The sequence below is a fragment of the Kitasatospora albolonga genome (assembly GCF_039535905.1).
Classification (GTDB): domain Bacteria; phylum Actinomycetota; class Actinomycetes; order Streptomycetales; family Streptomycetaceae; genus Kitasatospora; species Kitasatospora albolonga.
This window is the reverse complement of sequence record NZ_BAAAYB010000161.1, coordinates 101,564-124,206: the sequence shown is the minus strand read 5'-3', so window position 1 is coordinate 124,206 and position 22,643 is coordinate 101,564. Positions and strand designations below refer to the sequence as shown.

The following is a 22,643-nucleotide window of genomic DNA, read 5'->3' as shown; positions in this document are numbered from 1 at the left end:
CCGCTGGTGGCGCACGAGGCATGGGCGTTGGGGGGTGCCGGTGTTCTCCTCGGCCGTGCCGTCCATGCGCCACCTCGCGGACGACCAGGGCCTCCACCTCGTCGACGACTACCGGTCTCCGGCCGCGTGGACGCGGGTACTTGAGGACGCGTCCCGGCACCGGGTGCCCAGGGTGCCGTCCTTCACCCGCCGGGTGGAGGACTTCGAGCTCTTCGCCGACGAGATCGTCTCGGTCTACCGGAAGGTGGTGGCCTCGTGATACCCGAACACGGGTCTGCGGTCGTCGTGCCGGAGCGCTTCCGGAAGTTCCTCGTCACGGACGACTTCGACCGCTACGGCCTCGTCCCCGGACAGCCCACACCCACCCCGCAGTACCTCCAGGTGGAACTCACCGACCTGTGCAACCTCGCCTGCGCCGGCTGCCTGCGGGCCGTACACGAGAGCAGTGGCCAGCACCTGTCCTTGGAGGCGTTCGTCGCGCTTCTCGACCAGCTGCCCGACCTAGGCCACGTCTCGTTCGTCGGCGGGGGAGAAGCACTGATCGTCCGCGACTTCGCCGCCTACGTCCAAGCCTGCACCGACCGCTCCGTGTTCACCTCGACGAACACCAACGGCCTGCTCGTGCGCCGCCGCCTCACACCCGTCCTCGACGCCGGGCTCGGGCTGATCGCGATCAGCGTCGACGGCGCGGACGACGCCACCCTCGGCCGGATGCGGTCGGGGCTTCGCCTCATCCAACTGAGCGCCGCCCTGCGCGAAGCGGCCTCCCTGACCAAGGGACGGGAGACCGGGCTGTCCGCCGCGGTGACGCTGTCTGCGGCGAACCTGGAGCAGTTCCCGGCCATCGTCGACTTCGTCGCCGACCACGGCCTCACCCGCGTCAGCGTGGAGAGCCTGCACCACTGGGGCGAGGACAAGACCCTCAACGCCGAGTCCCTGTTCGCCCTCCCCGCAGGTGACGTCGTCCCGCACCTGGAGGCCGGCCTCGGACGGGCCGACGAGCGAGACCTCCGGCTCTCAATCTTCGACTACTCCCGCCTCACCTCCCCGGCCGCCGCCAACGCCGTGTGCCCGTGGCCGTGGGACGCCGGCTACATCACCAAGGACGGCGACGTCACGCCGTGCTGTGTCCACATGGAGTCCTCCCCGGGCAACGTGCTCGGCAACATCCACCAGGCGCCGATAGCCGAGATCTGGACCTCGAAGCCGTACCGGTCACTACGGGACTCCTTCCTCCAAGGACCGGTCTGGTCCTCCTGCGAAGGCTGCGTGTACCGAATGGAGTTCGGACGTGTCTGACCCCCAACCGCCCGCCCTGCTGAGCCACCGGCCACCGGACGACAGCCGCGCGCTGCTCCGCCGGGCCCTCGACCTCGGCCTCGACTTCACCTCAGGGGAGCTGCGGGACGGCCTCGTCCTGCGGCACGTGACGCCTCGCGAACTCATCGACCGCTTCGCCGAACCCATCCCCATCGCGGGTACGGGCGACGAACAGCTGCTGAAGTCCCTGGCAGAGATCGCCAGTTGGTCGATCTCCCAGGCCGACCCCCGCTATCTCGCGTTCCCGGACACCGGCGACAGCATCGCCGCCCTCGCGGCCGACATCGTCGCCACCTTCCTCAACCAGAACCTGATCGCCTTCGACCGCAGCGCACCGGCCGCCAGCGTGATCGAAGCCCAGCTGATCACCTGGCTGCGAGAACTCATCGGCTACCCGGTCACACCACTCACCGACTACCAAGGCCTCGCTGGGCTCGGGGGAATGTGGACCTCCGGTGGGAACATGAGCAACCACATCGCCATCGCCGCCGCCCTCACCCACACCTACCCCGAGGTCCGCGAGCACGGCCTGCGCGCCGTGCCCGAGCAGCCGGTGATCCTCCTCGCCAGCGGGGTCGAGCACTTCTCCTACCTCGCCGCCGCCCAAGCCCTCGGCCTGGGATCGGACGGACTGCTGTGGGCGGCAGCCACCGCCGACTTCACCAGCGACCCCGCCTCGGTGGCACGGCTGCTGGCCTCGCCACCGCCCGGCAAGCGGATCTTCATGGTCGTCGGAGTCGCCGGGAACTGCCGCACCACCGGCATCGACGACCTCCAGCAACTCGCCGACCTGTGCGAGCAGTTCGGCGTCTGGTTCCACGTCGACGCCTGCCACGGCGGAAGCCTGCTGTTCTCCGAGAAGCTCAAGGGCCAGCTGGCCGGCATCGAACGCGCCGACTCGGTCGCCCTCGACCCGCACAAGGGCCTGTTCGTCTCCTACCCCTCCAGCTACGCGCTCTTCCGCGACCCGAACGCGCTCGGCCGCTTCGCCCGCTACCCGGACCGCGCCGACGACCCCGACTGCCTCGACCTCGGACTGATCACCCCGTTCTACGGCTCCCGCGGCTTCGAATCCCTCAAACTCTGGGCCCTGATGAAGCACCAGGGCACCGACGGCATCGGCCGGCTCGTCGACGACCGCCATGCCACCTACCAGCAGATGGTCGACCTGCTGGAGCGCACCGGCTGCTTCCGCATGCTCGGCACCTCCGACTTCTACCGATGCGCGTTCGTCTTCCTGCCCGACGAAGTCGCCCACGCCGTCGAGGAGGCGTACAGCCGGCCCGAACTCCGCGAGGCGGTGCGTACGCTCGTCTCCCGCTACACCGCGACCTTCGCGGACCGCCTCTACCGCAGCGGCACCGTCGTCTTCGACCTCTTCGCCCTCCAGGACCTCGCCGACCGCATCGGCCTCGGCACAGATGCCAAGTACCAGGTCATGGGCATGTGCGTCGGCCACCCCCACATCCCCGACGACATCGAGCACGGCATCGAACAGGCCATCCACGACCACGCCCAGGAACTCACCGCCACGATGCTGACCGACGCCCGCGCCCTGCTCACCACCGCGGCCCCGCCCGACGGTGCCGCTGCGGCGGACGTGACCGGACCGGCAGGGTGGTGACCCCAGTGGCCTACCCGCCCGCTTTCACCATCGCCTGCCTCGTTCACAGCGACGTCGAACTCCTGCGCCGCACCATCCCCATCACCCTGGACGCCCTGTGCCGGGGCACTCGCCACCCCTACGACCTGGTCCTCGTCGTGGACGGCGCCGAGAGCGCCCCGGTCGCCGAGATCGCCGAACTGGCCCACGCCACCTGGGGATTCGACGAAGTGCGCCTGCGCTGGCGCACCCGCCACCGAGCCTCTGGCGACCAGGCCAACAACATCCACACCCACTTTGTCACCGACAAGAGCCGCTTCCTGATCACCATCGAAGGCGACGTCGTCGCGTTCCGCGACCCCGACACCGCCGACGTCCTCGCCGAGATCGCCGACACCTTCGACAACTGCCCCCAGCTCGCACTCGCCCAGCGCATCGACGACCACGACTGCTGGCAGTGGAAACTCGAAGACGCCGGCCCCGCCCTCAGCGCCAAGGCCCGCTCGGTCAACCGGGTCTCCTCCCACTTCCTGATCTACGACACCCACCGAGCGCGGCCCGTCATGGCCGCGGCCGGCGGCATCCCCGGCGACCGGTTCCACGACGACGGTCAGAGCTGGCTGAACTACGAGGACTGGCTCTCCCACACCTTCGCTTACCCCACCGGGCCCGGCATCGGCTACCTCCACCAGCTGCCGCTGCGGATCTTCCACTGCGACGAGAAGACCGAACCCGGCTCCGCCCACTACCGCCGCGACCTCACGACCCGCCTGCGCGTTCTCGCCGAACGCGAGCAGCAGGTGAAGGAGGAGTTCCGTGTCTGACGACCGCCTCGTCCCCTCGCCCGTCTTCGTCCTGTCCCCGATCCGCTCCGGATCGACCCTGCTGCGCTGCCTGCTCGGCTCCCACTCCAAGGTGCACGCCCCGCACGAACTTCACCTCGGCGGCCTCAACGTCACGGTCGCCGATGAGTTCACCGAACTCGCCACGAGCACCCTCGGACTCGGCCGCCAGGACCTCGAACACCTGCTGTGGGACCGGCTTCTGCACCGCCAACTCACCCAGGCGGGCAAGAATGTGCTCGTCGAGAAGTCCCCCGGCAACGTGTTCATCTGGCGGCGGATCACCGAATGCTGGCCGGACGCCCGCTACATCGTCCTGCGCCGCCACCCGGTGGCCATCGCCGACTCCATCCGCCGTGCCGGCGACGCCAACGACCTCGCCGAAGCGGCCGTCACCGTCGACAAGTTCGCCTCCGCCCTCGACGAAGCCGCCGCCAACCTGCCCACCTCCGTCAGCGTCACGTACGAGCAGCTGACCGCCGACCCGGAAGCCACCTGCAAGGCCCTGTGCGAGTACATCGGCATCCCCTGGGAGCCGGCCATGCTCGACTACGGCCGCCACGACCACGGCCCCTTCGTCTACGGCATCGGCGACTGGTCGCCCCAGATCGCCTCCGGACAGATCCAGTCCGCCACCCCGCCCCCGCCGGACGCGGACATACCGCCGCTGCTCAGCTCCTGGTGCGAGAAGTGGGGCTATACCCCGTGAGCCGCCCACTCGCGTCCCCGGTCTTCTGGCTCCTCGGCCTGCCGGCCTCCGGCAAGACCACCCTCGCCCGAAGCCTCCTCACCCACCTCCAGCCCGAACACGGCGAGTACTGCGGGCTGTACGACGCCGACGAACAGCGCGCCACCGGCGTACTCCGCGACCTCGGATGGTCCCCCGAAGACCGCATCGCCACCATCCACGCACTCGCGCATGCCGCCGGCCGGCACCGGATCGGCATCGTCACCCTCGTGACCTCCACCCCCGCAGAGCGCCGGCTCGCCACCGAACTGCTCGGCAAACGGCTCCACCTCATCCACGTCCGCGCACCCGAGGACCTTCGCCACGCCCGCGACGCCCTCCGGCCCTCACCCGCCTACCGAGCCAACCCCGCGCCCGACGCACCCGAACTCTCCTGGACCGAACCCGAGCACCCGGCGCTCACTCTGGACACCGCGGCTCCGCTCGGCGTCTCGGAGAAGACCCTCTGCTCGTTTGCCGACAATGTGCTCTGGGGACGCCTCGCGTCATAGCCGCCCGTCATGCGGCATCGGACCGCCCCGGTGCCCAGCGGCCATCCCGCCCAAGCACCATGTCAGCGCGAGTCGGCTGGACGGTGCCGCCGGCCAGGCACTCACCGCTCGGGCGCTCGGCGACCGCAATGAAGGTCAGCTCGGAGAAGAAGAACCCGCCCAAGCGATCCGCCTCCTGCACCGACGCGTACCACTTCTCCACCTCGGCCGCACTGACCGGGCTGCGGCCGTGCCTGTCCGCAGACAACAACGCCTTGCGGATCTCGCCGATCCGGGCCCCAGCGTGCCCCGACAGCTCGGTCGACCACGTCAACAGCGGCTCGACGCTCACTAGCCTCAGCGAACTCCGCGCCAGCAGCAGCCCGAGCTTGCGGCCGATTCGCCCATCCGCGTGATCCATCCAGCTCTGCACATCGTCCGCGAAGGCGTGGCAGACCCGTCGATCAAGGTCCGCATCCGCGCCGGCGATCACCAGAGAATCGAAGTCGACGTGCGCAAGGACCGCCCTCCCCCCCGGCCGAAGAATCCGAGCGACCTCTGCCACCAGCTGCCCTGGATCCGGCAGGCACTCGACGGTGTTGTACGACAGGACGACATCCGCGCTCGCGTCCCCACACGGCAGCGGGGCACGAAGGTCCGCGATGACGGCCATGACGGGGCCCCGGTGTCCCCGAAGCCCCTGCCGTGCAAGTTGAAGAAACTCGTCCGACCGGTCGATACCGACCAGCGCCGCCTTGGGAGCCACGCGACTCAGTGCCACAAGGGTCGGACCCGCCCCACACCCGAGATCGACGATCCGGCTCTGAGCCCTCGGTGCAACGAGCTCAGCGAGTCGGGAGTGGATCGCTTCCGCACTGTCAGACACAGCCCGACCCCTTCCTTCTCCTCGCCCGGTGCGCCAGGGCCGGCCGGCACCTCACCTGGGCATACACGAACAATATGCGACAAATATGAAGAATTCTCTCTAAATAGGGCGTCTCGGCAAACGCGAAGAGGTGTCACGCGTCCCCTGCCGGACATACGCCACTTGCGACCGCTCCCTCACGGCAAGAGCGAAGCGGGGCGAGAAGGCCCGGCGATCCGGGGGCCACGGTCAAACAGGAGGAAGGATGTCCGACAACGACACCAGGGAGCCGAAAGCCCCAGACGCCACCCGCCCTGCGGGATGCCCCGCATGGTGCATCAGCGACCACAAGGTCTCGAGCACCTTCCATCACGGACCCGACGTCCAACTGGACCTGCCGGCTGGCCCGTACACACCGGACGGGCCGCTGCTGATGGCCGCGATCATGCAGCTGATCGAATCCGAGGAGGAGGGAAGGGGGGAGCCGATCGTCAGCATTCAGGGTGCCACGGAGCGCGACCTCGATCTGCCGGGCCTGGACCAGCTGATCGAGCGGCTGGATGACTACATGGGCCGACTGCACCGCCTCCGTCAGGACTACGTGCAGGCCATCGGGGTCGGGCGCGTTTCGAGGGCCTGATCGAACACTCCGAGATGCGGTCCAGGGCCGACCAATCGCTGGGGCCGGCACTCGCATCGAATCGATCATGATTGCAGCGACGTCGACCTGACAACGGCGGATCCGGGAGCGGGGGGCTGACGGACGCACACTGCCGTGCCGATCCGCCCAGGCTTGAACGTGACAGCTCTGAAACGATCCCTGCGCCCGTGTCCACGCGAGCCGGCCAAGGTGGGTGTTCTCGCGGCGAGAGTTGCCCGAATGAGGCTGCGAAGGAGGAAGTCTGACGTACTGTTGCCTACGGACGGTTGACCCGGAGGGGGAGTAGTGTCTGACGAGTTGGTGACGTTGGCGCAGTCGGGGGCCGGTGTGATCGTCTCGCTGATGGCGAGCGATCTGTGGTCGGCCTTCCGGGGCCGGGTGGTGGCGCTGTGGTCACGGCGCGGTGGCGAGTCGGCTGAGGAGCAACTGGACGTCGAGCGGGACGAGGTCCTGGCGTCCGGTGATGCGGGTAGTGAGTGGATGGCGGAAGGCGTGGAGGCCGCGCTGAGGCTGCGTCTGGCCCGGCTCCTGCGGGAGGATCCCGAGGTGGCGGCCGCACTGCGGGCGCTGGCCGAGGAGGCGGAGGCCGCTTTGCCGGACGCGGGCGGGCGCGGCCGGGTGGTGAACACCATCAACGGCGACGTGCGGGACTCCACGGTGCTCCAGGGCGAGCGCTTCGGCGACGTCCACATCAACTGAAGGGTTCCATCCGGTGGAGGGCTTCGGGAACCGGCTCGACGGCAACGTCAGTGACAGTACGGTCGTCATGGGCGAGTCGGTCAGCGTCCACTTCCACGCCCGCCGTGGCCCGACCCTTGGCTTCGGCATCCTGGCACCGCGGATCCGGGTCGATCACGACGACGAGTTCGCGGCCATCGACGCCAGTTGGCAGGCCAGCAGGCGTGGAGGCCATCCGATGCGCCTCGGGCTCCGCGGAATCCGGGGCGTTGGCAAGACCGCGGTGGTGGGACGCTGGCTGAATGAGCGCGCCGAGCAGCTGCCGCGAACCTGCCTCCAAGCGACACTCGGCCCGGACGCGCACGGCCGGCCGGTCGACCCGGTCGCGGTGCTGGAGGGCTGGCTGGACCTCCTAGAGGTCCCGCGCGACGGAATGTCGCGTGGGCCCGCCGCGCTGCGCGACCTGTTCCGATCGGTCACCGACAGCAAACCCGTCGTCGTACTGCTGGAGAACGCGCAGACCGCCCGACAAGTCGAAATGCTGCTCCCCGGCTCCCACTTGAGTGTCGCCATCGTGACCAGCGCGGTACGCCTCGGCGGTCTGCGGAGCCGTTTCGACGTGGAAGACATCGTGGTGGAGCCACTTACCACAGTCGAGAGCGATGAACTGCTCTGCAGAGTAGGCGAGTTGGACGCCACCGTGGAGGCCGACCGCGAGCCCTTCGTCCGCTTGTGCGGCGGAAACCCTTTGGCGCTGCGGATGGTGGCCGAGCGGTTGGCGGAACTGCCGCCCCAGCAGTGGCCCGATCTGGCGCTACGGCTGCGGCAGCCAGTGGGCCGCTGGGAGCTGATGCGGATGGACGACTTCTCGTTCGAGGATCTTCTTGACGCCTTCTACCGTTCGCTGCGGCCCGACCAGGCGTTGGTCTACCGCAGGGTCGGCCTCAACCCGGGGCCGGTGCTGGACCGAGGAGCGCTGCAGGCGTTGACGGGCGTCGACGCCGGCCGGGTGGACGGGTTGCTCGCCGACCTGCGGGCGCTGCACGTGTTCGAGCGTGAGGAGCCGGGCTGCCTGTGGCTCAACGACCTGATCCAGGCCCATGCCTGGCAGAAGGCCCAGGAAGACGAGACGGCCGCTGCGCGGGAACGCGCGTTGGACAGCGTGGTCGAGTACTACACGACCTGCGCGGAGGACGCGGAGGCCGCTGCGTCGAGTCGGTGGCGTACCGATCCGGCGGGACGTTACCGGGCATTCCTGGGCGCCGCCCCAGGCCCGACCGAGCGGGCGGAAGTCGCGTCCCGGATGGCCCGTCTCGGCCCCAGCATCGTCGCAACCGCCGAACTCGCTCTGGAGACCGGCCGCTTCGGTCACGCGGTTCGGATCGGGCAAGGCATGTGGACGTATTGTCTGCGCAACGCTCTGCACAGCGAGTGGATCCGGGTGCAGGGATTCGCGGTGACCGCGGCCGAGACGGACGGCGACGCCCTGACGATCGCCCGAGCCCGCTTCGAACGCGGATTCGCCCACCAGGACCGGTTCAGCAGTGATCATGACGACGCACGGCTGGCCGAAGCGGACCTGATCGCCGCGCTGGAGATCTGCGACCAGGTGCCCGACCCGAAGCCCGAGGGTTTCCGCAGGACGCGGTCCTCCGTCCTGGAGGCCATGGCCCTGCTCGCGGTGCGCAATCAGCAGCCCCTGCGGGCCGAGCAGTTGGCAGTGGAGGCACTGCGGGCCCTGGATGGGGTCGACCACCTGCGAGGAGCGGCCCTTCTGGGACTTCACCTGGGCCACATCCGCACTGCGCTGGGGCGGTACGAGGACGCTGGGGCGGCTCTGAGCGCGGCCTTCGACCAATTCGGCGGTCTGGTGCCGCCCGACCGCTACAACCAGGCTCGTGCCCTGACGCGACAGGCAGAGAACGCACAAGCCGCCGGTCGGCTGGACCTTGCCTTGGGGTTCCTCGCGGATGCGCTGTCGCTCATGCTCGAGCACGGCACGTCCTACCAGTGCGCGGCGATCCTGCTGCTGCGAGGTGACGTGCGGCGTGGCCTTGGCGACGATATCGGTTCCGCCGAGGATTGGGCCGAGGCCCAGGCACGCTTTGCGCAGGCGCGCAGCCCCCGCCAGTCGGAGGCCGCTGACCGGCTCACCGGCGGTCGGCCGCCGGAGGTCGACGGGTCAGCGGGCCTGGATCAGCAGTAGCCCGGCCGGCTGGTTCGGCCCGCCGTGTACGTGCACCCGCAGGCCACGGCGGCCGCCGTCGGGGTGGTGGGCTTCGGCGGTGAGGATGGCGAACGTCACCGAGGCTGCGATCTCGAAACCGGCCCAGTCAGCCTTTTCCAGCCAGTGGGAGCGGAGTTGACGACCGGTCGGCAGCAGCACGGTGCAACCGTGGTCGGCACTCTCGATGCCAGTTGCTGCTTCGTGCCGGGCGACGGCTTCGATCTGTGCTGCTTCGTCGAGTGGCGTGTCGGCTGCCAGCCTGTCGCGGGGGACCAGCAGGAGGTCGGCGGCGTGTCGCCAGCGCGGATCCGGGTCGGCGTGGTCGCAGGTCAGGTGGGCGTCGGCCAGGTGGCTGCGGTCTGCGCGTTGGAGGGAGGACGGGCGACGCTCCACCGTCACCGACCAGTGGGCGTCCGATGCAGGAGGCTCCAGGGTCACTGTGACGAACATCGGCGGGAGAGTGGCGGGTTGGTACTCGTTCCGCAGGGGCGGCGGCGGGAGCGCGACGATGCGGGTCGTTGCTGGCGTCTGCGGTTCGGGGAGGTCAAGGTGCCGGTAGAACAGGCTGCGCAGTTCCGCGGCGGCGCGGCCGGGGCGCGAGGTCACCAGGCCGCGCAGCGTCCGTAGGTGGGACTCCTCCTCGGCTTGGCTCCGCGCGGCGGCACGCAGTTGGTCGCGGAGCCCGGTGCGGCCCAGACGCGGGACCAGCCGGCCCAGTTCGTCCATGGGTGATCCGGAGGCGACAGAGCTTTGCCCGAAAGACCCCAACAGCGTCGGAATTCCCAGGCAGAATCCATAGAACGTCACTGAACCATGGTCTCCGACAAGGTAGTCTGCAGCGATGAGTGCGGCCTTCCAGACCTCCGACTCCGGGGCGGGGAGCAGAAGACCGTAATCGACCAACGGAGCGAGCCACTGGCTTATCTGCCATCCTCCGTGAAATGCCCATGCATTGGGATGGACTGCGGCGAGAAACCGATACTCGTCCGTCGGCAGTTCCGCGAGCAGGCGACGCATCGCGTCCCCGCCAGCGGATGCGAACAGCGACTCCCGTCCCCATGTGGAGGACAGTACAACCAGCCGCTGGCCGGGCAGTAGCCCCAGAGCGCGGCGGTACGCGGCACGAAGTGGTTGGCTGGCGCACAGTTGGTCGAAGCACGGGTCGCCGACGACTACGCTTCGCGGCAGTGCATCGGGGCAGCTCGCAGCTAGTCGGCTGCGCTGCTCCTCGTGAGAAAGGGTGATCGCGGCGTGGATCAGCCGACCCTCATGAACGAGCCATTCCGGGGTCAGGCCGAAGGCTCCCGGCTCCCGGCTCCCGGCTCCCGGCTCCCGGCTCCCGGCTCCCGGCTCCCGGCTCCCGGCTCCCGGCTCCCGGCTCCCGGCTCCCGGCTCCCGGCTCCCGGCTCCCGGCTCCCGGCTCCCGGCTCCCGGCTCAGCGTCTTATTATATCCGGCACCATGTGGCGCGCCAATAAGCGGAGCGTTGATTTTATGCAGGTCGCCGCCGCGATTGGTGGCGATGGCGAGATCGAACTTCTCCGATATCGCGCGAGTCCAGGGAATCCACAAGGCGCCTCTGCTGGACAGGAGTTCCATGGTTCCGGCGTCGAGTTTGGATGAGCCGGGAGATGTGAAAACGACCTGGATCCTTCTGTCTCCGGTGAACGCGTCCAGCAGGTCGAGCAGACGGGTGGCGGCGGTGATGTTGTGCACGACGCCCAGCACGTGACGCTCAACGTGCGCGGTGGTCCAACGGGCGCGGCTGCTTGCACAGGTTGTCTGGCTCGGTCCTGCACCATTCACGTGGGTGCTCTCTCCTCCGGTCGACTGTAGCTACTGGTGGTGGGCGAGGCGCCGAGCACGATAGTGCCCTTTGGCCAGCATCCTTGACTGTCAGTTTCCGTCGTTACTCTGCCCTTCATGGTCCAGGGGGAGTCAACGAACTCGGTGCGCGGTCGGTTGGACAATACAAGGTTGGTGCAGGCGAAGGAGATTCACGGCGATGTCTGGATAGGCAACCCGGAGCGCGTGGTGAGGTCGGCGGCCCGAGGGATCCGGGCCGCGACGGTACTGGGTGCGTGCTATCGGGCGGTGGCATCGCTCGTGGGCTGTGCGGCTCTTGCTGGCTTCGGTCTTGGCAGCGATCCAGTGACGCAGTTGGGAAGGATGTGCCAGTGGGCAGGTCTTCCGTGGCGCTGGACGCTGAGCGTTGAGCACTGGACCCAGGTCCGGGCTGAAGCGTTGGGCGGGGTGGGCTTGCTCCTGTTGTTGGGAGGCTTGCTGACGTTGCCGGCGCCGCATCGCTTCGGAGGAGATATCGGTGCGGTGCTGCGATGGCGCGGGCCGTCGACAGCTGTTGTGGGCGCGGTGTTGATGTTGCAGTGCCAGGCGTCGTTTGCCTCCTGGGTGTCTGTCGCGGTCACCGTTGGCGCGGTGGCGTGGATACGGGGGCGGTCAACGTCCGGTGGCTACGACAGCATGGGGCAGGTTGTTGCGGTGGCGGTGATCGCCCCGATATTGGCAGCTGGGTTCTTGCCGCTGCTCGCGGTGGCGATGCTGCTGGGGCGAGACGACGCAGAAGGGCCTGACGACTGGGAGTGAAGCCTGCGGATCGCCGACGCTTTGTGACCGGGGTGCTGGCCCCTGGGATTTGCGGACCGTTCGCGGCAGCTCGGGCGATGGCTCAGCGGTGGCCGAACTCGGGTTCACGCGTTGCGTCGGCCAGGCACGGTGCTGCTCCCGGCGCGTACGGCGGCTGATCATCGGCTCGCGCCGGACAGGCAGAGCTGCCGGGTGGTGCTGGCGGGCGCCATCTGGATCCCCTCCTCAGTGTGATCGCCAAGGTGCTCGGCTACGTCGATCGCCTCGGCAACCGGAGAGCCCGTGATCCTCAGCATCTTTGTGCTCCGAAGACACCTGGCGAGGGTCGTCCCTCTGCCGATCCTCGCTGCATTGCTGGTGGGCGCCGGCCTCCTGGCCAGCAGCATCCCCGTGCCACCGTCGGCGCGGTCCTGTTCGCCGCCCTGCGCTGCTCGCGCTTCGTTTCCCACAATGGATGGCTCGGACGCTCAGGATTTTCGCGGCTTCGGGGGTCAGGTGGATGACCGCCCTGGCATGTTGAAGGTGAGGTTGGAGATGTCACGTGCTTGCACGATCGTCCCGCTCCGTGTTCCGCCGCTGACCGTGTTGTGAACAGAGCCCGCAGACTTGGCGGATGTCCGTGTCCACCACTCATCGAGGAGCACTCGGAACTCCGGGTCCAGGGCGGCCCGCACGCCTAGTGCGGTAGCGAGGGCCTGTGCCCGGCCGGGGTCGGCGGGCAGTGTCTCCAGGGCTGCGCGTTCCGGCTCGCCAGAGCTCAGGCCAGCCGGCTCCTCCTGCCCCTGGCTCGTACCACGACTGAAGGGTCTCCTGACCAGCGTGGTGAGTGCTTGCCAAGCCTGATGCCCAGCCTCGCCGGCGACTGTTCCCGCGAGTGCCGTGAGCGCGGCGGCAGTGATCGGGTCCAAGGCAGTTCTCCTCCGTTCGTCGTTGCCGCACCTCTACGCCCCAGGAGCCGGCGGCCAGGCGCGAGCGAGCGCGTACCCGGTTCAGGGGAGCTGGGCTCGGCGCCGTTCGCGCATCACTGTATTGCCGCCGCGACGCCTGAACCCCCTTCTGGATCCTGGCCTGCGCAAGCGACTGGCGGTCCGGTCTGGGTACCGGCGATCAGTCTCTATGGGAGGACCCCAGCCCTGTGACGTGCTGGAGCGCCGTGCCACGCTGCCGATCACCGGCGCAGGGCCGTATCGGTTGAATCATCCTCACCGAGGTGGTCCGTCCAGTAACGTGAGGTCGTCGGCGATCCGGAGAGGCGGTGGGCTGCGTGAGCGGGTGGGAGAGCGAGCAGAGCCCTGCGCCGCTGCATGTGGTCAACAGTCTGCCGGGGACTGTGCACGGCCAGCTCGCCCAGGTGGGCAGCGTTCACGGCGGCATCACCTTCAACTACCACTCGGCCCCGCCTCCCGGGGCCGAGCCGCGTCGGCCTGACCAAGTACCCCGTCCGCCCCGCCGGTTCGTCAACCGCGAGGGTCCGCTCGCGGAGCTCGACGCGGTGTTAGCGGGTGGTCAGGGCGCCGAGGGCTGTCCCGTTGGCGTGTTCAGCGGTCTGCCCGGAATCGGGAAGACCGCAGCCGCCTGCCAGTGGGCGCACCGTCACCAGGACCGCTTTCCGGACGGCCAGTTCTTCGTGGACTTCGGGGCGCTGGGCGAGGGTGCGGGCCGGGATGTCTCGGAGGCGCTGGCGATGTGCCTGCGCGGACTCGGCGTGCACGACCCGTATCTGCCGGCCAGGCTCGCCGACCGCGCCGCGCTCTACCGCACCATGTCAGCCGACCGGCGGATGCTGGTGGTGCTCGACCATGTCAGCCGTCCAGCCCAGGTCACGGCCCTGTTGCCGCAGGGGGACGGCAGCGCGGTGCTCGCGACCAGCACTTGGCGGCTGGGGGAACTGGCCCTGGACGGAGCTGCGTTGCTCCATCTGGATGTGCTGGACCACAGCAGCTCACTGGAGCTGCTGGCCGCGCTCTGCGGACAGCAGCGCATCGAGGCGGAGCCGGAGGCTGCAGCCGCGTTGGCAGGGTTGTGCGGCGGCCTGCCGATGGCGTTGCGACTGTGCGCAGCACGTTTGACGATCCACCGGAGACTGTCGATCGGATCGCTGGTCGGCGAACTGACCGACGAACACAGCCGTCTCGGTCGGATCACCGTGTCGTCGGGACCCGAGGAGCGCACGATGGCAGCGGCACTCGAAGTGGTCTACCGGGACCTGCCGGCTACCGCCGCGAGGATCTACCGGACCCTGGGCTTGATGCCCAACAGGGCCTCCGACCCCGCGCTGGTAGCGCTCGCCTCAGGATTCCCGGTGCAGGCGGTGCAGGCGGCGCTGGACAGTCTCGAGGCGGCGAGCCTGCTTACCGGGACCGAAGACGGCCGGTACGTGATGCACAGCCTCGTCCGGCTCCACTCACGCGAGCTGGCCCGAACCCTCGATCCACCGGACGCCGAGCGGGCGGTGGTCTCACGGGTCACCGGTCACTACCGGGCACTGGCTGTCCTGGCCGACCTCGCGATCAGAGCTGACCGGCTGAGGATCACCGTGCCGTCCGAGGCCGTGGGCGCCGAGGGGCTGGCGACGGATCCCATCGGCACCGGGCCGTTCGGGAGAGCAGGAGATCCCCGGCAGAACGCCCTCGACTGGCTGGAGGCCGAGCGGGGCAACATCCTCGCCGTGCTCAAGGCCGCCAGCACGTTCGGCTTCGACCGCCAGGTCTGGCAGTTGTCGGAGGCGTTCACCGTCCTCTTTCTTCACCACCGGCACCTGGCAGACTGGCGCGAGTCGCTGGAACTGGGGGCCGACGCCGCGGCACGCGACGGACAGCCGGCGGCCGAGGCCCGGCTGCGCAGTCTGCTCTCACGCCCCCTCCTGGACCTGGGTCGCGACGACGAGGCGCGGGCCCAGCTCGAGGCCGCAGACCAGCTGGCGGTGGAATCGGGCCACCTCGCTCTCCAGGCCTCGGTACAGGAGTTCCTGGGCCGGTACTGGGAGCGGCACGATCCCGCCCGCGCGGCCGACGCCTACCGCGCCTCCCTCGCGCTCAACGTCCAGGCAGGGGAAGGTCGCGGCGCGGCCCTGGCCCGCTATTTCCTCAGCTGTGCCCAGAGCGCGGGCGGCGACTACACCGCAGCCCTGGCCGGGCTCGCCGAGGCGAGGCAGGATCTGCTCGCCCGGGGCGACGAGCGGATGGCCGCGCGGGCGCTGGCCGACATGGGCCGCGCGAGAGCACGGGCGGGCGACCGCGCGGCGGCGGCGGACAACTTGCGGCAGGCAGTCACGGATCTGCGTGGCGAAGGAGCATCCCATTACGAGGCCCGGGCGCTGGAGGATCTCGCCGACGTGCTGGACACTCCCGCCGAGGCGCGTGAGTGCCTGCGCAGGGCACTCGTGATCTACGAGGAGGCCGGCAGCCCCCGGGCGGTGGAGGTCCTCGCACGGCTCGCCGGCGACTGATCGGCTCCGGCAGGCCCCAGCGCGCGCAGCGACAGCTCCTGAGCGGAGGTACCGCTGCGCAAGGTCACAGTGATGCCGTGTGGTGCGACCCCCAGGCGCAGGCACGTGTACACCGCCGCGGCGGCCGCCCCGGGATCGGGGCAGGGACGGGCCGGGCTGCTCACCTCCAGCGTCGTACCATCGCGCAGGCCGACCAGGCATCCGTTCTCCGAGGACACGGCCGCGAGCCTGGCGCCGGGGAAGTCGGCGAGCAGTTCGATGGTCCGCCGTCGTCCGTCGTCGGAGGCGAAGACGCAGGAGCGGACCAGCAGGACCGTCGCGCTCTCGGTGAGCCGGGTATCCGGCTCGTCCACGTCGCAGGCAAGGTGCTGGAACGAGTCCTCCCGCTCCACGGGTTCACCGGCCAGTACGGCGGGGAAGCGTTGCAGGTCCACCTCGAACGCTTGGTCCTGGCGTCCGGTGAGCGTGGTGCCGACGATGAGGGAGCGGGGTGGGGCTGCCCCCGGGGCGGGCAGCCCGAACGCGCGGGCGGTTCGGGCAGGCTGCTTGGGCTGGGCCAGGTCGAGTAGGTCGTACACCGTCTCGCGAAGCCGGGGAAGTGCCTGCCCGCGGACGCCGAACGCCTCGGCGGTGACCGGCTCGTAGCGGTCCGGGCGGTGATCGGTGAGCGCGGTCTCGATCTGCGCGGCCAGGGGCCGTGCGGTGTCCAGCCACGGTGCCACTGTGCGCAGGGCCCAGCCCGCCGTGTTGGGGACGGCCTCGGGACCGAATGCGGCCAGTAGGACGGGGCGGCCGATCGCGGCCGCGTAGACGGTCACCGAACCGTGGTCCCCGATCACCAGGTCCGCGGCGGTCAAGGCCTGCTGCCAGCCGTCGGCCGGATCGACCGTGGTCAGTCCGGCCTCCACCGCGGTCCGCTGGAGAACCCCGATCTGCCAGGCGCCGTGACCGGACCACACGTTGGGGTGCAGGATGAGCGCGACCCGGTACTCGTCCACCGGGAGCTGGGCCAGCAGCTCGGCGGGCAGGCCCGGGTGACGTCCGGCCAGCGACTCGCTGCCCCAGGTCGAAGTGATCACCACGAGGCGCTGGCCGGGTAGGACACCCAAGGCGGACCGGTAGCGCTCTCGCCAACGACCGCTGGCGAGGAGCCGGTCGTAGCAAGGGTCACCCACCATGAGGGTGCGGCCCACCGTCGCCGGGTGCGAGGCCGCCAGCTGGGCATCCTGGCCAGGATGGGACACCGCGAGCCACGCCCGGCGCGTCTCCAGCAGCGCGTCGGGCACCATGCCGGACAGCCGGGTGCCCGGGCCGGCAGAGTCGGGGACCTGCTTTTGGAATCCGATGCCGTGGGGGAGGACGAGGACAGGGTAGTCGCCCGGCGGGAGGGTGAGATTCTCAGACGCGGAGATCACCAGGTCGGGGGCGCATTCGGCCAGCTGTGGCCACGGCATGGTCCGGCAGCCTTGCGAGCGAAGCAGGTCGAGGACGCCGTCATTGAAAGCCGAGGTCGGGTCGTACGCGAAGACGACGGTGACTCGGGCGTCATCGCGGAGTACTTCGGGGACCACATCCAGTACACGTACGAGTGAGGTGACGGTCCGCGCGGCGACGACTACGAGCCGTTCTCCGGCGAAGGTGCGCCAGCGGCCGGCGGCCGTTCCTACGGGGACGTGTATGCGCTCATCGGGACCCATCCTGCACCTCCGCCTGGCTGCAGGATCCCACACTCCCAGTCAGAGGGCTCGCGGCTCGCGGCTCGCGGCTCGCGGCTCGCGGCTCGCGGCTCGCGGCTCGCGGCTCGCGGCTCGCGGCTCGCGGCTCGCGGCTCGCGGCTCGCGGCTCGCGGCTCGCGGCTCGCGGCTCGCGGCTCGCGGCTCGCGGCTCGCGGCTCGCGGCATTGTCCCTACCGCAAAATAGAGCGTTGAGCAACCCGTTCGACCTCCCCGTCAGCAGAAGCGAGCAACGCCTGGCCGTGAAGAGGCTCAGTCCGAGAGCGCCAGCTTATCGCCTGGGGTGTGTGGTGACGGGTCGGCGGGAGTGGATGTGCTCAGGTTGGAAGGCGGGTCGCCCGGGTGGCCGTGATAAGTCGCTGGTGTCGGCGCGAGGGTGGACGGTATTGCGAGGGACGAGCTTCACCACGGCTTCGGCGGCCTCGTGGGCGATGTCGTCCAGCACCGACTGATAGATGTCGCGGGTGATGGTGGAGGTGCTGCTGTGGCCGAGCATTTCCGAGACGATGCGGGGGTCGACACCTGCGGCCAGTGCGAGTGTTGCCGCGAGGTGGCGTAGGTCGTGGAGCCGGACCGGGGGCAGATCGGCTTCCTCGATCAGCTGGGCGAACAGGTCACTGACCTTGGCGGGGTGAAGCCAGGTCCCGTCCAGTTCCACGAAGATTCGGCCGGTGTCGGCCCAGCCCGGGCCGTAGGCGAGCCGTTCCTCCTTCTGGCGTTTCTCGTGGCGGATCAGGGCATCGGTGGTGCCGTGGTCCAGTGCGAGGAAGCGGGTGCCGTTTGCGGTCTTCGGTTCGCCTTCGAGGACATCCCAGCCGAGTTGGACGAGTTGGGTCTGTACGGCAAGGGATTCGCTGTCCTTGTCGAAGTCGACCCACCGGGTGCCGATACCTTCTCCGCGGCGGGGGCCGCGGAAGCAGTACAGGTGCCACAGGGCGTAGAGCCGGTGCTCGGCGACGTGGTCGAGGAAGAGACCGGTCTGGGTGGGTGTCCAGACCATGACTGGTGAGGGCTTCTTGCCGGTGCGCTGCCACTCGGCGACGCGGGCCGCGGTCCACACCAGGGCCGTCGGCTTCGGTGCGGTCTCCAGTTCGACGTATGCGGCGGGGTTGAAAGTGATCAACTGCCGGGCGATGGCTGTGTTGAGAGCGGCACGCAGTGTGGCCTTGATGTGGTGCTGGGTGGCCAGGCCGGTGACGCGACGGAAGGGCGGCATCGCGGCGATGGCCGCACGTGCGGTGCGCCGAGCGGCCCGCCCGCGAATCGACCGGAGATCCTCCAGGGCCTGCCGCCGCTGGTAGTTCTGTTCGAGGATCTCGACGTTGGTTGATGCGATTTCCTCGAACATCGCATCAAGGTGATCCACGCGCAGTCGGTCGAGGCGGATCTGGCCGATGTGTGGCCGGAGATGACAGCGGATGTCCACCTCGTAGCGTGCAACTCCGGTCGCCCGCAGCGCCTTCTTGCCCTTGAGCCAGGTGTCCAGCCACTCGCTGACCGTCACTCGGGTGGTCAGGCTGTGGCCGGCCTTGAGAAGGCGGGACGTGGTCTCGACGTCGGGGAGGGCGGATCGCTCCTTGGCGCAGAGCATGATCATGTCGCTGATGCGCCGGCTGTCCTTCGGGTCATCGTCGTCCGCGGACGCGAGCAGTGCCTGGACGAGAAGCAGCTCCCGCCGGGCGCCTTGCGCGTTGGTGAAGCCGGTGCGTCGGAACTGGCGACGCCTGCCGTCGGCGTCCGCGGCGAGTTCCTGACGCACCGACCACTGGCCGTGCTTCGGGTTGCGCAGCCTCGGGCATGGCGAGGAGGCTGGGTAGGGGATGCCGGTTCGCGAGTTCCGGCAATGGCAGGTATGGGAGATCGAGCCCTTCATGACGTCCTTGTCCTCGGCCAACGGAAGGTACGACTTCAGCCGGCGGGGCAGCCGGCCTGGGCCTGGAGGCGCGCGTTCGTCCGTAAGGCTTCGCGGGGAACGGTCCTGACAGCGGGGTCGGCATGTTGCCGGAGATAGTCGCTGAGAGTGACAATCGTAGTCCGGCCTCGTCGAAGCTGGAGTGGATGACTCTCATCGGGCCAGGGGTGCCCACAAAGTGCCCGGGACGTTCGGGCACCCATGGGACGGGTGGCACCGCTTGGGACTCACTGGCACGCTCAGAAGCGCTCTGATCAGGCAAAACTGGGACTGCGGGCCGCTCGTTGGGACCGATGGGCACGTGACTGATCCCACTCGTAATGCGTAGGTCATGGGTTCGAATCCCATAGGCGGCTCCGGAGTCGAAGAGGCCCGGTCAGGGAAACCTGACCGGGCCTCTTCTGTTGTGCCCGGGGCCCGGATTCACCCGTGCGGGCGGCGACGGGGGTGGGTGGGGGCGGATAGCTTCGTGGGCGAACTGCGGGTGGCGAGCCGTGCTGCCCGTGACGTCGTCGAGGGAGAGGCCCGTGAGGGTTCCCGTGGTGGTGGCTGCTGTGGTGGTGGCGGCTGCGCTCGTTCCGGTGGGTGCGCAGGCGGCGCCGGCGGACGGGCCGCCGTACGTGCGTGATCTGGCGGTGTCGGTGGCGGCGCCGGAGCCGTCGGCGCCGGGGGAGGTGGCGCCGTTCACGGTGGTGGTGTGCAACCAGGGGAGCGAGGCGCCGCAGGAGGATGCGGTGCTGGTGGTGAACGGGCCGCCCGGGGAGGGGATGGAGCTGACCTCGGAGAGCTTCGGTGTGGTGGACGGCGGGTGGAACTGGATCAAGTTCGAGCTGGGGAAGGGGCTCTACCCGCACGACTGCACGCACGTGAAGCTCCGGGCCCGGACGCTGGCCGGGATGGACGGGTCGAGGACCTTCGACGGCGGTACGGCGGAGGTGAGTTGGGCAGCGGACCAGGACCAGTCGGACAACGCGGCGACGTGGAGTTCGGTGATCACCGGGCCGGTGACGGGTGCGTTCCTGGCGCTGTCGAAGCAGCCGCTGCCGACCGCGCCGGGCGGGACGGCGGAGTTCCAGGTGGAGGAGAGCAACCTCGGCCCGTCGGTGGACTACCCGTGGCGGGGCCGGGTGGTGGCCCAACTGCCGTCCGGGTCGCGGTTCGTGCCCACGGCCGAGGGGAGCCAGTGCGAGATCTCGGCGGACGGCACGACCGCTGTCTGTCCGGACGACATCGTCAGCAACACCTGGCGGTCGGCCAAGCGGGACTTCGCGGTGCGGGTCGGGGAGGGCTGCCAGCCGGGGAGCACGGTGCGGGCGGTGATCACCTACGAGGCGCCGGCGAACCCGCCGCCGCACCGGTCCGTGCTGAACGTGGACATCCCGGTGAAGTGAGGGGATGAAACGCTGAAGGCGGGCCCGGACCGAGGTGGACTCGGCGGGCTCGCCCAGCAGCATCGGGGGTGGTGACGACGGGTCAGCCGTGGCGGGGCTCCCAGCGGAAGAGGCGGCGGGCGAGGACGGTGGCGCCGGCGGTCCAGGCGGCGGCGATCAGCAGGGACGTGGCGGCGTGCTGCCAGCCGTGCACCAGGTCGAGTTCGGGGAGGGCGGCGCCGCTCCAGGACTCGTGGCCGAAGCCGCGGCCGAACCAGGCGGTGCGCAGGGTCTCCACCACGGGGGCGAGCGGGAGGTTGTGGGCGGGGTCCTGGAGCCAGCTGGGCATGGAGCTGAGCGGGGCGACCACGCCGCTGGCGAACATGCAGATCAGCAGGACGGGGGTGGCGACCATCGGGGCGGACTCGGCGCTGGGGGTGATGCCGGACAGCGCCACCGCCAGGATCGCGAAGAGCAGGAACCCGAGGGTCAGGGTGAGCAGGAAGAGCAGCGGGTCGGCGGGCAGCGGGGCGCCGAACCAGAGCACCGCGGTGCCGCCGAGCACCAGCACCTGGAGCAGGACGACGGCGGCGGCCGCGCCGAACTGCCCGGCGAAGATGGCGGTCGGCGGGACTTCGGTGCCGCGCAGCCGCTTGAGCACCAGGTCGTCGCGGCGGGCGACGATGCCGTTCAGCAGGTTGATGAACGTGGTCACCAGGGCGAAGCCGATGAAGCCGATGGTGCTGTAGGCGGCGGCGTTCACCCCGCCGATCTCGCGCTCGCGGAGCGGGGCGGCGATCACCAGGTTGAGCAGGACCGGCAGCAGGAAGCCGATGAAGGTGGAGCGCCGGTTGCGCCAGAACACCCGCCAGGAGAGCAGGAATTGGCCGCGCGCATAGGCGGGCCAGCTGAGCTCGCGGACGGTGGTGGTGGAGCGGGGCAGGGTGGTGGTCAGGGCGCTCATCGGGTCTCCGCCTTGTCGTGGGCCAGCTGCAGGAAGACGTCCTCCAGGGAGGCGTTGCGCGCCTCGATGCCGTCCAGCTCGACGCCCAGGCCGGCGGCCCAGCCGTGCAGGGAGGCCAGGGCGGGGGCGGTCTTGGCGACGGTGTAGACCACGGTGCCCTCGTCGAGGGTGGGCGACTCGCCCAGCACGGTGGGGAGTTGGGCGGGCAGCACACCGGCGGGCAGCGGGAAGGTGACCCGGGTGCCCTGGCCGGAGAGCACCTCGTCGACGGTGCCGACGGCGGCGAGTTGGCCGCGGTCCATGATGGCCACCCGGTCGGCCAACTGCTGGGCCTCCTCCAGGTAGTGGGTGGTCAGCAGGACGGTGGTGCCGGCCGCGCGGAGCTCCTTGACCAGGCGCCAGGTGGTGCGCCGGGCCTCCGGGTCCATGCCGGTGGTGGGTTCGTCGAGGAAGAGCACCTCCGGGGTGTTCAGCACGGCCAGGGCGAGGTCGAGCCGTCGCCTTTCGCCGCCGGAGAGTTGGGAGACCCGGATGCCGGCCCGCTCGGTGAGGGCGACCCGGTCGAGCACCTCGGTGGTGGGCCGGGCGCCGGAGATGAAGGTGCGCCAGGAGTCGACGGTCTCCTTGACGGTCAACTCCTTGAAGAAGCCGCCCTCCTGGAGCATCATGCCGGTGCGCCTGCGCACCTGGGCGCCCTGGGTCCAGGGGTCGAGGCCGAGCACCCGGACGGTGCCGGCACTCGGGGCGCGGTACCCCTCCAGGACCTCCATGGTGGTGGTCTTGCCGGCCCCGTTGGTCCCCAGCAGGGCGAACAGCTCGCCCCGCGCGACGGTGAAGGAGACTCCCCGTACGGCTTCGTAGTCCCCGTAGCTGCTGCGCAGACCGTGTACCTCCACGGCCGCCTCCCCGGTATTCCCCGGGCCTGTGGTGAGTGTCATGGGACATAGGGTGAACCGGCCCGCCCCTATAAGGCAAGTGCACGACATAACCGCAGGTCAGAGGGTATGCAAAATGTCATGGGTGCAGGTGTGGCATTTTCGACGGATGGGTTTCTTACATTCCCTACTGATGTTCGAGCGGCGGCCGGGTGCATAGTTTCCTCATCGCCGAGAACGAGCCGGAGAAAAAGACCGGAAAGCGAATCGGCGGAAAGGGTGACCGGCCCCGACGGGGCAGGCCCCACGACCCAAGAGGGAGCT

General features: G+C 69.6%; 18 protein-coding genes. 12 read left to right on the top strand and 6 right to left on the bottom strand.

The window, feature by feature from the left end:
• The 6 genes from ABD946_RS42155 to ABD946_RS42130 form a co-directional block, all read left to right on the top strand.
• Positions 1-259 (top strand): hypothetical protein (locus ABD946_RS42155; protein ID WP_345291029.1); only part of this gene is annotated, 259 nt, incomplete at its 5' end.
• Positions 256-1,299 carry a radical SAM protein gene (locus tag ABD946_RS42150; RefSeq protein WP_345291028.1) on the top strand — a complete coding sequence of 348 codons (1,044 nt, stop codon included), beginning with the start codon at positions 256-258 and terminating at the stop codon, positions 1,297-1,299. The genes ABD946_RS42155 and ABD946_RS42150, both read left to right, overlap by 4 nt.
• A complete protein-coding gene (locus ABD946_RS42145) occupies positions 1,292-2,944 on the top strand; it encodes a pyridoxal phosphate-dependent decarboxylase family protein (RefSeq protein ID WP_345291027.1) in 1,653 nt (550 codons plus the stop codon). The genes ABD946_RS42150 and ABD946_RS42145 overlap by 8 nt, the downstream gene beginning before the upstream one ends.
• Positions 2,938-3,747 carry a hypothetical protein gene (locus tag ABD946_RS42140; protein ID WP_345291026.1) on the top strand — a complete coding sequence of 270 codons (810 nt, stop codon included), beginning with the start codon at positions 2,938-2,940 and terminating at the stop codon, positions 3,745-3,747. The genes ABD946_RS42145 and ABD946_RS42140 overlap by 7 nt, the downstream gene beginning before the upstream one ends.
• Complete coding sequence (locus tag ABD946_RS42135; RefSeq protein WP_345291025.1) at positions 3,740-4,474, top strand: sulfotransferase family protein; 735 nt, start codon at positions 3,740-3,742, stop codon at positions 4,472-4,474. The genes ABD946_RS42140 and ABD946_RS42135 overlap by 8 nt, the downstream gene beginning before the upstream one ends.
• Positions 4,471-5,004 (top strand): adenylyl-sulfate kinase, encoded by a 534-nt coding sequence (locus ABD946_RS42130; protein ID WP_345291024.1) that lies wholly within the window; start codon positions 4,471-4,473, stop codon positions 5,002-5,004. Before ABD946_RS42135 ends, ABD946_RS42130 begins: the two co-directional genes overlap by 4 nt.
• A 7-nt stretch (positions 5,005-5,011) precedes the next feature.
• On the opposite strand, the gene ABD946_RS42125 is transcribed toward ABD946_RS42130, so the two are convergent.
• Positions 5,012-5,869, bottom strand: coding sequence for a methyltransferase domain-containing protein (locus ABD946_RS42125; RefSeq protein ID WP_345291023.1), 858 nt, complete (start codon positions 5,867-5,869; stop codon positions 5,012-5,014).
• A 244-nt stretch (positions 5,870-6,113) separates the two neighbouring features.
• Here ABD946_RS42125 and ABD946_RS42120 point away from each other — a divergent pair, with 244 nt between their 5' ends.
• The 3 genes from ABD946_RS42120 (at position 6,114) to ABD946_RS42110 (ending at position 9,393) form a co-directional block, all read left to right on the top strand.
• Complete coding sequence (locus ABD946_RS42120; RefSeq protein WP_345291022.1) at positions 6,114-6,488, top strand: DUF6907 domain-containing protein; 375 nt, start codon at positions 6,114-6,116, stop codon at positions 6,486-6,488.
• Between the two features lie 348 nt (positions 6,489-6,836).
• On the top strand, positions 6,837-7,208 hold the full coding sequence (locus ABD946_RS42115) for a hypothetical protein (protein ID WP_345291021.1): 372 nt from the start codon (positions 6,837-6,839) through the stop codon (positions 7,206-7,208).
• Between the two features lie 13 nt (positions 7,209-7,221).
• Complete coding sequence (locus ABD946_RS42110; protein ID WP_345291020.1) at positions 7,222-9,393, top strand: tetratricopeptide repeat protein; 2,172 nt, start codon at positions 7,222-7,224, stop codon at positions 9,391-9,393.
• Here the strand turns inward: ABD946_RS42110 and ABD946_RS42105 are convergent.
• Entirely contained in the window at positions 9,370-10,431 is a 1,062-nt protein-coding gene (locus tag ABD946_RS42105) for a hypothetical protein (RefSeq protein WP_345291019.1), read from the bottom strand. The two genes, ABD946_RS42110 and ABD946_RS42105, sit on opposite strands and share 24 nt — an antisense overlap.
• Before the next feature lie 959 nt (positions 10,432-11,390).
• On the opposite strand from ABD946_RS42105, the gene ABD946_RS42100 reads away from it, so the two are divergent.
• Entirely contained in the window at positions 11,391-12,017 is a 627-nt protein-coding gene (locus ABD946_RS42100) for a hypothetical protein (protein WP_345291018.1), read from the top strand.
• A 1,264-nt stretch (positions 12,018-13,281) separates the two neighbouring features.
• Positions 13,282-15,465, top strand: coding sequence for a hypothetical protein (locus ABD946_RS42095; protein ID WP_345291017.1), 2,184 nt, complete (start codon positions 13,282-13,284; stop codon positions 15,463-15,465).
• Here the strand turns inward: ABD946_RS42095 and ABD946_RS42090 are convergent.
• A complete protein-coding gene (locus ABD946_RS42090; RefSeq protein ID WP_345291016.1) occupies positions 15,405-16,544 on the bottom strand; it encodes a hypothetical protein in 1,140 nt (379 codons plus the stop codon). The two genes, ABD946_RS42095 and ABD946_RS42090, sit on opposite strands and share 61 nt — an antisense overlap.
• Before the next feature lie 925 nt (positions 16,545-17,469).
• Positions 17,470-19,071, bottom strand: coding sequence for a tyrosine-type recombinase/integrase (locus ABD946_RS42085; RefSeq protein ID WP_345291015.1), 1,602 nt, complete (start codon positions 19,069-19,071; stop codon positions 17,470-17,472).
• Positions 19,072-19,637: 566 nt separating this feature from the next.
• Between ABD946_RS42085 and ABD946_RS42080 the strand changes: the two genes are divergently transcribed.
• The gene (locus ABD946_RS42080) at positions 19,638-20,501 is read left to right on the top strand and encodes a hypothetical protein (RefSeq protein WP_345291014.1); all 864 of its coding nucleotides are present in this window, start codon (positions 19,638-19,640) and stop codon (positions 20,499-20,501) included.
• Between the two features lie 82 nt (positions 20,502-20,583).
• Here the strand turns inward: ABD946_RS42080 and ABD946_RS42075 are convergent, their stop codons facing one another.
• Complete coding sequence (locus tag ABD946_RS42075) at positions 20,584-21,444, bottom strand: ABC transporter permease (RefSeq protein ID WP_345291013.1); 861 nt, start codon at positions 21,442-21,444, stop codon at positions 20,584-20,586.
• Positions 21,441-22,340, bottom strand: a complete 900-nt coding sequence (locus ABD946_RS42070; protein WP_345291012.1) for an ABC transporter ATP-binding protein — start codon at positions 22,338-22,340, stop codon at positions 21,441-21,443. Before ABD946_RS42070 ends, ABD946_RS42075 begins: the two co-directional genes overlap by 4 nt.
• Between the last annotated feature and the right edge of the window lie 303 nt (positions 22,341-22,643).

Coding starts and splice junctions, on each gene's coding strand:
- ABD946_RS42075 (WP_345291013.1), bottom strand. CDS start 21,444: ATGAGCGCCCTGACCACCACCCTGCCCCGCTCCACCACCACCGTCCGC.
- ABD946_RS42085 (WP_345291015.1), bottom strand. CDS start 19,071: ATGAAGGGCTCGATCTCCCATACCTGCCATTGCCGGAACTCGCGAACC.
- ABD946_RS42120 (WP_345291022.1), top strand. CDS start 6,114: ATGTCCGACAACGACACCAGGGAGCCGAAAGCCCCAGACGCCACCCGC.
- ABD946_RS42105 (WP_345291019.1), bottom strand. CDS start 10,431: ATGCGTCGCCTGCTCGCGGAACTGCCGACGGACGAGTATCGGTTTCTC.